General features: G+C 71.9%; 9 protein-coding genes. 6 read left to right on the plus strand and 3 right to left on the minus strand.

Annotation, left to right across the window (positions count from 1 at the left end; translation table 11 throughout):
* Nucleotides 1–129: 129 nt before the first annotated feature.
* Complete coding sequence (locus MHW47_RS25010) at nucleotides 130–1,917, minus strand: 2-isopropylmalate synthase (RefSeq protein WP_374230146.1); 1,788 nt, start codon at nucleotides 1,915–1,917, stop codon at nucleotides 130–132.
* A gap of 145 nt (nucleotides 1,918–2,062) precedes the next feature.
* Here MHW47_RS25010 and MHW47_RS25015 point away from each other — a divergent pair, with 145 nt between their 5' ends.
* The 6 genes from MHW47_RS25015 (at nucleotide 2,063) to MHW47_RS25040 (ending at nucleotide 9,796) form a co-directional block, all read left to right on the plus strand.
* Nucleotides 2,063–2,767, plus strand: a complete 705-nt coding sequence (locus MHW47_RS25015; RefSeq protein WP_374230147.1) for a FadR/GntR family transcriptional regulator — start codon at nucleotides 2,063–2,065, stop codon at nucleotides 2,765–2,767.
* 546 nt (nucleotides 2,768–3,313) lie between these two features.
* Nucleotides 3,314–4,639, plus strand: coding sequence for an extracellular solute-binding protein (locus MHW47_RS25020; protein ID WP_239226025.1), 1,326 nt, complete (start codon nucleotides 3,314–3,316; stop codon nucleotides 4,637–4,639).
* Nucleotides 4,640–4,988: 349 nt separating this feature from the next.
* Entirely contained in the window at nucleotides 4,989–5,984 is a 996-nt protein-coding gene (locus MHW47_RS25025; RefSeq protein ID WP_239226026.1) for a carbohydrate ABC transporter permease, read from the plus strand.
* A 15-nt stretch (nucleotides 5,985–5,999) separates the two neighbouring features.
* Complete coding sequence (locus MHW47_RS25030; RefSeq protein WP_239226027.1) at nucleotides 6,000–6,920, plus strand: carbohydrate ABC transporter permease; 921 nt, start codon at nucleotides 6,000–6,002, stop codon at nucleotides 6,918–6,920.
* Between the two features lie 122 nt (nucleotides 6,921–7,042).
* Nucleotides 7,043–8,509: a GH1 family beta-glucosidase gene (locus tag MHW47_RS25035; RefSeq protein ID WP_239226028.1), complete on the plus strand. Its 1,467-nt coding sequence runs from the start codon at nucleotides 7,043–7,045 to the stop codon at nucleotides 8,507–8,509.
* 255 nt (nucleotides 8,510–8,764) lie between these two features.
* The gene (locus MHW47_RS25040) at nucleotides 8,765–9,796 is read left to right on the plus strand and encodes a LacI family DNA-binding transcriptional regulator (RefSeq protein WP_239226029.1); all 1,032 of its coding nucleotides are present in this window, start codon (nucleotides 8,765–8,767) and stop codon (nucleotides 9,794–9,796) included.
* 19 nt (nucleotides 9,797–9,815) lie between these two features.
* Here MHW47_RS25040 and MHW47_RS25045 read toward each other — a convergent pair whose 3' ends face one another.
* Both MHW47_RS25045 and MHW47_RS25050 read right to left on the minus strand, forming a co-directional pair.
* On the minus strand, nucleotides 9,816–10,538 hold the full coding sequence (locus MHW47_RS25045) for an ABC transporter ATP-binding protein (protein ID WP_239226030.1): 723 nt from the start codon (nucleotides 10,536–10,538) through the stop codon (nucleotides 9,816–9,818).
* A gap of 7 nt (nucleotides 10,539–10,545) precedes the next feature.
* The coding region (locus MHW47_RS25050) for an FtsX-like permease family protein (protein WP_308381713.1) at nucleotides 10,546–11,114 on the minus strand (569 nt) is incomplete at its 5' end.

Consider the following 11,114-nt stretch of genomic DNA (forward strand, 5'->3'; position numbering starts at 1 on the left):
CCGGATCGGCGCCGAACTGCTGGTCGACGGAGTCGCCGTACGCCCCGGTCACCCGGCAGCCGCTCGCCCCGCACGGAGGACCCACCTCCGCCGCCCGTGCATCCCGGCCGGGGTGCGCGCCCCTCCGCGTCAGGGCCGGGCCCGGTTCACCGCCGACAGCACCGCCGCCACCGCCGCGGCCGTGCCCGAGACGTCCCGCCCCGCGCCCCAGTACTCCCCGCCGCCCGTCCGGCAGCGCGCGTACGCCGACGCCGTACCGTCACCGGCCGGGCCCCGCTCCACCAGTTCCAGGACGTCCACGCCGATCCCGGCCGCCGCCAGCGCGTCCGTGAACGCCGTGACCGGGCCGCTGCCGGTGCCGTCGTAGTCGCCCTCCCGCTCGTCCACCCGCAGGGTGCAGACGAAGCGGTGCCCGCCGGCCGGGTCGTTCCGCACCGACCAGGAGGCCAGGGTGACGGAGCCGTCCCGGCCGGGGGCCAGGTAGCCCGCTTCGAACAGCTCCCACAGGTCCTTCGGGGTGGCCTCCCGGCCGCTGTCGTCGGTCGCCTCCTGGACCGTGCGGGAGAACTCCGCCCGCATCCCGGCCGGCAGGTCCACGCCGTGCCCGGTGCGCAGCAGATGGGCGATGCCGCCCTTGCCCGACTGCGAGTTGACCCGGATGACCGCCTCGTACGTACGCCCCACGTCGGCCGGGTCGATCGGCAGGTAGGGCACCTCCCACAGCTCGGGCCCGCCGCCCTCCGCCCGGCGCGCGAAGCCCTTGCTGATGGCGTCCTGGTGGGTGCCGGAGAACGCGGTGTACACCAGGTCCCCGCCGTACGGATGGCGCGGCGGCACCGGCAGCCGGTTGCAGTGCTCGACCGTGCGGCGGATCTCGTCGATGTCCGAGAAGTCGATCATCGGGTCCACGCCCTGCGCGTGCAGGTTGAGCGCCAGGTTGACCAGGTCCACGTTGCCGGTGCGCTCTCCGTTGCCGAACAGGCAGCCCTCCACCCGCTGCGCGCCCGCCAGCACGGCCAGCTCCGCGCAGGCCACGCCCGTGCCCCGGTCGTTGTGCGGGTGCACGGAGAGGATCACCGAATCCCGCCGGGCCAGGTGGCGGTGCATGTACTCGATCTGGTCGGCGTAGACGTTGGGCGTGGCGATCTCCACGGTGGCCGGCAGGTTGTGGACGACCGGCCGGTCCGGGGAGGCGTCCCACAGCTCGGTCAGGGTGTCGCAGACCTCCAGGACGAAGTCGGGCTCGGTCAGGTTGAAGACCTCCGGCGAGAACTGGAACCGGATGTCCGCGCCGGGCCTGGCCCGCGCCAGCCGGTCCATCTGCCGGGCCGCGTCCCGCACCACGCCGAGCAGCCCGGCCCGGTCGCGGCCCAGGACGACCTCGCGCCAGACGGGCGCGGTCGCGATGTAGAGGTGGACGACGGCGCGGTCCAGCCCCGCCACCGACGCGAAGGTCCGCTCGATCAGCTCCGGCCGGGCCGGGGTGAAGACGACCGGCGTCACGTCGCCGGGTACGGCGCCGCTCGTCGCCAGGTGCCGGACGAAGTCGAAGTCGGTGCGGCTCGCGGACGGGTAGCCGACCTCGATCTCCTTGAACCCCATCGCCACCAGCAGGTCGAACATCCGCCGCTTGCGGGGCGTGTCCATCGGCTCCGCCAGCGCCTGGTTGCCGTCCCGCAGATCCACCGGCACCCACAGCGGGGGCCTTTCGATACGGGCCTGCGGCCAGCTCCGCCCGGTCAGCGGGACGGCGACCCGGTCGAACGCGGACCGGTAGCGGTGCGACGGCATCGAACTGGAGCGCTGGGGGTTCCAGCGGGGCGCGGACTGGGGGACCGGACCGCGGGGCGTGCAGATGGTGGGGAAGCTGTGCGTCTCGGACATGGACTCGGGCATGAACGGTGTCTCTTCTCGCATCGCCGGATGCGACCGGCACAGCACGACACCCCGCGGCGGGGTGCCGATCGCTTCAGGCCCCGCCGCGGCAGCCGAGAAGGAGGAGACCGCAGTACGTCATGGGCGGTACAGTAACCAGAACGCAACCCCTCAGACAACCTGACAGGTGAACCACGTGTCCGCGCTCGGTCCGCTCCGCCCCAGCCCCCTCGTCGAACAGGCCGCCGGCCATCTGCGCGCGCGGATCACCGCCGGGGACTGGCCGGTCGGCACGAAGCTGCCCGGCGAGACCACCCTCGCCCGCGAGCTGGGCGTGGGCCGCTCCACGGTCCGCGAGGCGGTGCGCACCCTCGCCACCCTCGGCCTGCTCCGCTCCCGGCAGGGCGCCGGCGTCTTCGTCGTCGCCGACCGGGTCACCGAGGACTGGCCGGTCCGGCTGCGCCGGGCGGCGGTCACCGACGTCTACGAGGTCCGCATGCTCATCGAGGTCCAGGCCGCCCGCCTCGCCGCCCGCCGCCGCACCGACGAGGACCTCACCGCGCTCGACGCGGCGCTCACCGCCCGGCTGGCCGCGGGCGCCGGGCTCGACGACGCGGACTTCGTGGACGCCGACATCGCGGTGCACCGGGCCGTGGTGACCGCCGCGCACAACCCGGTCCTCACCGACCTGTTCGCCGAGTTCGCCCCGGTCCTGCGCCAGGCCCTGATCGACCTGGTGGAGCTGCTCGCCCTGCGCCGCGAGGACCCGCAGCACGGCCACGCGGGCCACCGCGCCCTGGTCACCGCGGTGGTGGCGGGCGACCCGGAGGCGGCGGCGCGCGCGGCCCAGGCCGAACTGGAGTCCACGCTGGCGCGGTTGCGGGAGGCGTGAGGGGGAGCCGGCGGCCGTAGCGGGGCGCGCGGCCCGTCCCCGGCTCCGGGTTCGGGCAAAGAACGCGTGAGTCCGTATCCGCGCCTCCTCCCGGTGGTGTCCCGTTCACTTCCCGGCGGGCGCTTCCGGGGCTCGCGGGGGAGCGGAAACGGGTTTCCGGGGGGTGGCGGGAAACAGGCGCGGGGGACGGTTTTCCGACGGTGCTCGAACAAGATCGATTGTCAACCCCGCCCCGACCTGCGGGAATTCGGAATCGGCCGCCGCGCCGCAGTGCGGCGCGGCGCTTTGGCAAGCCTTCGGGCGGACACGGTCTCGTGACTTGCAGGACACGCTCGCGCAACGGAAGCGTCTTCAAGTCTTGACACCCACCCCCCGCAGGCAGCAATCTTCCGACATCGACGCATGGGAGCGCTCCCACATCGCACGGGGTTTCCCGGGCGAAACGGCACTACCCGTGTTCTCCCCCCGCACCCACCCGGCAGCCGCATTCACCAGCGCGTATGCCACGCAGTGAGCCAGTCCCACCCTGGAACAAGGAGTAGTGGAATGCGTATCACCCGCACCGTTGCCGGTCGGAGCCGCAGAGTCGCGGTTCTGGCCACCACGGGCCTGACCGCTTCGGCGCTGCTGCTGACCGGCTGCAGCAGCGACGACTCCGACTCGAACGAGTCGTCCGACGCGAACGGGAAGATCACGCTGACCGTCGCCGACTTCGGCCAGTTCGGCTACAAGGAAGCCGGCCTCTTCGAGAAGTACCACGAGCTGCACCCGAACATCACGGTGAAGGAAGACACCACCGCCGATGAGAAGGTCTACTACCCCAAGCTGCTCCAGCAGCTGAACTCGGGCAGCGGTCTCGCCGACGTCCAGGGTCTCGAGGTCGGCCGCATCAAGGAACTCGTCGACACCAAGGCGGACCAGTTCGCCGACCTGAGCAAGGTCATCGACGTCAACGAGTTCGTGTCGTGGAAGGAGAAGCAGGCCACCACGCCGGACGGCAAGGTGATCGGCGCGGGTACCGACATCGGCCCGATGTCCCTCTGCTACAACACCGAACTGTTCAAGAAGGCCGGCCTGCCGACCGACCGCAAGGAGGTCGCGGCCAAGATCTCCGGCGGCTGGGAGGACTACCTCAAGCTCGGCGAGGAGTTCAAGAAGAAGGCCCCCGAGGGCACCTACTTCATGGACTCCGCCAGCGCCATGTTCAACGCCGTGGTCAGCTCCAACGCGAAGCAGTACTACGACGAGAGCGGCAAGGCGATCTACAAGGACAGCCCCAGCGTCCAGCAGGGCTGGAACCTGGCGGCCGAGGCCGCGGACAAGAAGCTGACCCAGGGCCTCGCCCAGTTCAGCGACCCGTGGAAGGCCGCGCTGCGCAAGAGCACCATGGCCACCGTGGTCTGCCCCGCCTGGATGGCCGGCCAGATCTCCGTGAACGCCGGTGACGCGAACAAGGGCAAGTGGGACATCACCACCGCCCCCGGTTCGACCGCCGCCAACTGGGGCGGCTCCTTCCTCGGTGTCCCGAAGTCGGGCAAGCACGTCGAGGAGGCCACCAAGCTGGTCAAGTGGCTGACCGCCCCCGAGCAGCAGGCCGCCGTCTTCAAGGCGATCGGCTCCTTCCCGTCCAACAAGGGCGCGTACGACCTGCCGGACGTGAAGAACGCCACCCTGCCGTACTTCAACGACGCCCCGATCGGCCAGATCTACGCCGATGAGGCCAAGTCCATCCCCGAGGCGATCCTCGGCCCGAAGGACGCCGCGATCAAGGACACCATCTCCACCCAGATCAACAACATGGAGCAGCGCGGCACCTCCCCGGACGCCGCCTGGGAAGCGGCGACCAAGGCCATCGACAAGGTGATCGGCTGACGTTCGCCGGGGCGCGTCCGGCCTGATCCGCCGGACGCGCCCGGCGCGGGCGGCCTCCGGGCCGCCCGCACCTGCGTGTCGCGGCGGGCCTGCACGGGGCGACCGGACGGCTCCGGCCGTCCCGTGGAAGCCCACCGCGTACACCCTCGCCCCGCAGGTCCTGTCTGGAGCTCCAGTGCGGCGCCCGGCACCGCCGTCTCCGGCGCTGTCGCCACTCGCCGACGCTCCGCGTCGACTCCCTCCTCCGCCTTGGATCCGACGGCACCGGACACCGCTCCCTCACCCGCGCCGGAACTCAGGACAGGCCCCGGCCGGGTCACTCAAGCACTCCAGGGAAGGACTCCCGCTCGTGGCCACCTCGACTCCCACCCGGGACGCATACGCGCCGCCACCCCGCGGCTCCCAGCACAAACCGGCGCCCCGCCGGCAGAACTGGCGCAGCCGGCTCTGGCGGTTCGACGACAAGGCGTCGCCGTACGCCTACATCGCACCGTTCTTCCTCGTCTTCGGCGCCTTCGGCCTCTATCCGCTGATCTACACCGGATGGATCGCCCTGCACCGGGTCGAGATGACCGGCATGAACCAGATGGAGTGGGTGGGCTGGGAGAACTTCGACAGGATTCTGCACGACTCCGAGTTCTGGACGGCCGTCAGCAACACCTTCGTGATCGGTGTGATGTCGACGGTCCCGCAGCTGCTCGTCGCGCTGGGCCTCGCCCACCTGCTCAACTACAAGCTGCGCGCCAGCACCTTCTGGCGCACGGTGATCCTCACCCCGTACGCCACCTCGGTGGCCTCCGCGGCCCTCGTCTTCGCGCTGGTCTTCCGCGCCGACGGCGGTCTGCTGAACTGGGCGCTGCAGTTCGTCGGCCTCGGCGACACCAACTGGGCCAACGGCCACTGGACGTCCAAGATCGCCATTTCCGTCATCGTGATCTGGCGCTGGACCGGCTACAACACCCTGATCTACCTGGCCGCCATGCAGGCGGTGCCGTCCGACCTGTACGAGGCGGCCTCGATCGACGGCGCCTCGCGCTGGCAGCAGTTCCGCAAGGTGACCATCCCCTCGCTGCGCCCCACGATCCTCTTCACGATCGTCATCTCGACCATCGGCTCGATGCAGCTGTTCGGTGAACCGCTGCTGCTGGAAGGCGGCACTCTCGGCGCGACCGGCGGCAACGAGAATCAGTACGAGACGCTCAGCGTCTACCTCTACAACTACGGCTGGAACCTCGGACATCTCGGTCCGGCCGCCGCAGTGGCCTGGGCGATGCTCGCCCTCCTGCTGCTGATCGCCGCGGTCAACTGGCTCATCGGCCGCTACGTACGCAAATCCGCGGTCTGACCGGGAGCGATATCCATGACCATGACCAGCCCCACCAAAGTCTCGGAACCCGGCCTCCCGGCACGTTCCGCCCACCGCGCGCCCAAGCGCGCCGGCCGCTTCAAGCCCGGCGCCGGCCAGCAGCTGAAGGGCGGCCCGTTCGCCTACATCGCCCTGGCCGTCGTCGGCATCGGCTCGCTGCTGCCGCTGTACTGGACCCTCGTGGCCGCGTCCCACACCCAGGACGAGGTGCTGGCCACCACCCCGCCGTTCCTGCCGGGCGACCGCCTCTTCCACAACCTCGACGCCGCCTGGACCCAGGCCCACCTGGGCAAGGCGATCGTCAACAGCGTGATCGTGGCCGGCTGCATCACCGCGGCGACGCTGTTCTTCTGCACCCTGGCCGGCTACGCCTTCGCCAAGATGCGCTTCCGCGGCCGCAACGCGCTGATGACCGGCGTCATCCTCACCCTGACGATCCCGCCGCAGCTCAGCGTCGTCCCGCTGTTCATGATGATGGCCGACCTCGGCTGGGGCGGGAACCTCCAGTCGGTGATCTTCCCGACCCTGGTCAGCGCCTTCGGCGTGTTCTTCATGCGCCAGTACCTCATGGAGGCGCTGCCGTACGAGCTGATCGAGGCCGCCAAGATCGACGGCGCGAACAACTTCCGCATCGTGCTGAGCGTGGTGCTGCCGGTGGCGCGCCCCGCGATGATGGTGCTCGGCATGCTCACCTTCGTCCAGGCGTGGAACGACTTCTTCTGGCCCTACCTCGCCCTGAACCAGCAGAACCCCACGCTCCAGGTGGCCCTCGGCCAGCTGAGCGCCTCCTACACGCCCGACACGAGCATCGTGATGGCCGGCGCGCTCATCAGCACCCTGCCGCTGCTCGTGGTGTTCGTGATCTTCGGCAAGCAGATCGTCGGCGGCATCATGTCCGGCGCCGTCAAGGGCTGACGCCCCGCCTGCCGCCCCGCCGTACCGGACCCGTACGGTCCACGCCCGCCCCGCCGACCGTACGGGTTCCGAGCCCCACCCCGTCACGCCCCTGTCCGTCACATCCTTGGGAGCGCTCCCGCATGACTGCAGTACGACCCGACACCGCCCCGAAGCCGGCGCCCGAGGCCCTCACCCGGTTCCCGACGGGCTTCCTCTGGGGGGCGGCCACCGCCGCCTACCAGGTCGAGGGGGCCGCCGCCGAGGACGGGCGCACGCCCTCCATCTGGGACACCTTCAGCCGCACCCCCGGCAAGGTCCGCAACGGCGACACCGGCGACATCGCAGCCGACCACTACCACCGCTACCGCGACGACGTGGCCCTGATGAAGCAGCTGGGGCTGAAGGCGTACCGCTTCTCCGTCTCCTGGTCCCGGGTCCAGCCCACCGGACGCGGCCCGGCCGTCGAGCGCGGCCTGGACTTCTACCGCAAGCTCGTCGACGAGCTGCTGGAGGCCGGCATCGCGCCCGTCGCCACCCTCTACCACTGGGACCTGCCCCAGGAGCTGGAGGACGCCGGCGGCTGGCCGGAGCGCGCGACCGCCGAGCGGTTCGCCGACTACACGGAGATCATGGCGAACGCCCTCGGCGACCGGGTCTCCACCTGGACCACCTTCAACGAGCCGTGGTGCTCGGCCTTCCTCGGCTACGGCTCCGGCGTCCACGCCCCCGGCCGCACCGAGGCGTCCGCCGCTCTGCGGGCGGCCCATCACCTCAACCTCGCCCATGGCCGGGCGATCGGGGTTCTGCGCGCCCAACTCCCCGCCGACGCGCAGACCTCGGTCACCCTCAACCTCCACCAGGTCCGCCCGCTGACGCCGAGCCCGGAGGACGCGGACGCCGCCCGCCGCATCGACGCGGTCGGCAACCGGGTCTTCACCGGCCCGATGCTGCGCGGCGCCTACCCGGAGGACCTGCTCACGGACACCGCGCACCTGGTGGACTGGTCCAAGCTGGTCCAGGACGGCGACCTGGAGGCGATCTCGCGCCCGGTCGACATCCTGGGCATCAACTACTACACGCCCACCCTGGTCTCCACGCCCGGCGAGGGCGCCGGCGACACCCGCAACGACGGCCACGGCGCCAGCGACTACTCGCCCTGGCCCGGCTCCGAGCACGTCGCCTTCCACCTCGCCGAGGGGAAGGAGCGCACCGCCATGAACTGGTCGATCGACCCCAACGGGCTCTACAACCTGCTCATGGACGTCACCCGCGACCACCCCGGCATCCCGCTGATGGTCACCGAGAACGGCGCCGCCTTCGACGACTACGTCTCGCCCGAGGGCCGGGTCCAGGACCCGGAGCGCATCGCGTACCTGCACGGCCACCTCGACGCCGTGCAGCGCGCGGTCGCCGACGGGGCGGACGTGCGCGGCTACTTCCTCTGGTCGCTGATGGACAACTTCGAGTGGGCGTACGGCTATTCGAAGCGGTTCGGCGCCGTGTACGTGGACTACGCCAGCCAGCGTCGCATCCCCAAGGACAGCGCCCACTGGTACGCCGACGTGATCCGCCGCCACGCGCTGCCGCCGCGGGAGGACCTCGCCTGACCCGTCCGGTACGCCCCCCGCGTACCGTTCCTGAGACCCGGCCCCGGCGCCGGGTCTCAGCCGTTTCCGCCCCCGACCAGGCCGGATCACCCCCCGGGCGGTTCGTCCCGCTTGACCACGCGCGTAGAGTGGGAGCGCTCCCATCAGGGGAGCCGGGGGGCGGCCGACCGGTCCCTCAGAGTGTCAAGGGAACCAACGCCAGGACTTGGTTTGGTTATCCGACTGTGAGAAATTGACCGCGAACGGGAGGCAGCCATGACGGCATCGCGAGTACGGAGCGGGGGCCGGCCCACGCTCGAAGAGGTCGCGGCGCGGGCGGGAGTGGGCAGGGGCACGGCCTCGCGCGTGATCAACGGATCGCCGCGGGTCAGCGCCCACACCAGGGAGGCGGTCGAGGCGGCCGTCGCCGAGCTGGGCTACGTGCCCAACCGCGCGGCCCGCGCACTGGCCGGCAACCGCACGGACGCCATAGCGCTCGTCGTCCCCGAGTCCGAGAGCCGCTTCTTCGCCGAACCGTACTTCTCCGACATCGTGCGCGGGGTCGGTGCCGCCCTCGCCGACACGGACATGCAGCTGCTGCTCACCCTCGTCGGCAGCGACCGCGAACGCCGCAGGCTCGCCCAGTACCTGACCGCGCACCGCGTGGACGGGGTGCTCCTCGTCTCCGTGCACGCCGACGACCCGCTGCCCGATCTGCTGGAACAGCTCGGCATGCCCGCCGTCATGAACGGCCGCAGATCCGCCGCCGAATCGCTCTCCTCGGTCGACTCGGACAACTTCGAGGGCGCCCGCGGCGCGGTGGAGCACCTGGTCTCGCGCGGCCGGCGCGCCATCGCCACCATCACCGGCCGGCTCGACGTCTACGCCTCCCAGAGCCGCCTGGACGGCTACCGCCAGGCCGTGAGCGACGCGGGCCTGGAGCCCGACGAACGGCTCGTCGCGCCCGCCGACTTCACCGAGGAGGGCGGCGCCCGGGCCATGCGCGACCTCCTCGACCGCCGCCCCGACGTGGACGCGGTCTTCGCCGCATCCGACGTGATGGCCGCCGGCGCCCGTCAGGTCCTGCGCGAGGCCGGCCGCCGCATCCCGGACGACATCGCCCTGATCGGCTTCGACGACTCGGCCGTCGCCCGGCACATGGACCCGGCCCTCACCAGCGTGCGCCAGCCGATCGAGGAGATGGGCCGCACCATGACCCGGCTGCTGCTCGACATGATCGCCGGGGAGCACGCGGACCGGGCCCAGATCGTGCTCCCCACCGAACTGGTGGTCCGCGACTCCTCGTGAGCCCGGTCGTCCGGCGGCGTCAGCCGGAGTCCGTGACCGGGCGTCCGTCCCGCAGGCCGATCACCCGGTCGCAGGCTTCGGCCACCTGGTGCTCGTGCGTGGCGATCAGGACCGTGGTCCCCTGTTCGCGCCCGAGCCGCACGATCAGGTCCATGACGGCGGTCCCGGTCGCCGAGTCCAGCGCCCCGGTGGGCTCGTCCGCCAGCAGGAGCCGGGGCGCGGCGATCAGCGCACGGGCCAGCGCGACGCGCTGTTGCTGTCCTCCGGAGAGCTGCGCGGGGTGGGCCTTCTCGCGGTCGGCCAGGCCCACGGCCGCCAGCAGCTCGCGGGCGCGCGCGTGCCGGTCGAAGCCCGCGCGGCGGGGCAGGACCGGCGCCAGGACGTTGTCGATGACGGTCAGCGCGGGCAGCAGGTGGAAGCGCTGGAAGACGAAGCCGACCGTGCGGCGGTAGGCGGCGAGCCCTCGGGGGCGCACGGCCGTCACGTCGGTGTCGCCGACCCGCACCGAGCCGGAGTCGGCGCGTTCGATGGCGCCCAGCAGGTGCAGCAGCGTCGACTTCCCCGACCCCGACCGGCCGGTGAGGGCCACGATCTGCCCGGCCGGGACCGTGAGATCGATGCGGTCGGCCGCGGTGATGGCGGCCGGGCCCTTGCCGAAGACCTTGGTCAGGGCGCGGACCTCGATGTCGGCGCCGCCGCCGCGGGGGCGCTCCGCTGCCCGGTCCGTTCCGGTGTGTGGCATGGCGTTCTCAGTCCTCCTGGAGCAGTGCGGCGTCCGCGGTCCGGGTGAGCATCAGGGCGGGGACGAGCGAGGCCGCGGTGGCCAGGACGATCCCGGCCAGGGCCGCGAGCAGCGCGGTCGTGACGAGTGCGGGGGTGGCGGAGCCGGTGAGCCGGGCCATGAGGCCCAGACCGGCGGCCGACCCGGTGAGCGCGCCGAGCCCGCCGAGCAGGGCGCCCTCCGTGAGGACGAGCCGGGTGAGTTCGCCGTCCGACCAGCCGGTCGCCCGCAGCACCGCGAACTCGGCGGCCCGCTCACGTATGCCGAGGTAGATGACGTCCGCGGCGGCGAACGAGCCGAGCAGGGCGGTGCCGGCGGCTGCGGCGATGTCGACGCCCCGGGCCCGCAGCGCGATGGCGTCGCCCATGACCGTGCCGACGACGTCGTCCTCGAATGACCAGAGGATGGCGGCGACCGAGGTGACGGCGGCGACGCCGACGGCGAGCGCGGCGGCGCCCAGGAGCGTGCGTCCGGGCACCCGGACGAGGTTGGCGCGGGCGAGGCCGGTGACGGTGCGGTGGCTGCGGGGCCGACGGG

It is taken from the genome of Streptomyces sp. OfavH-34-F (genome assembly GCF_022347745.1).
Taxonomy (GTDB): Bacteria; Actinomycetota; Actinomycetes; order Streptomycetales; family Streptomycetaceae; genus Streptomyces.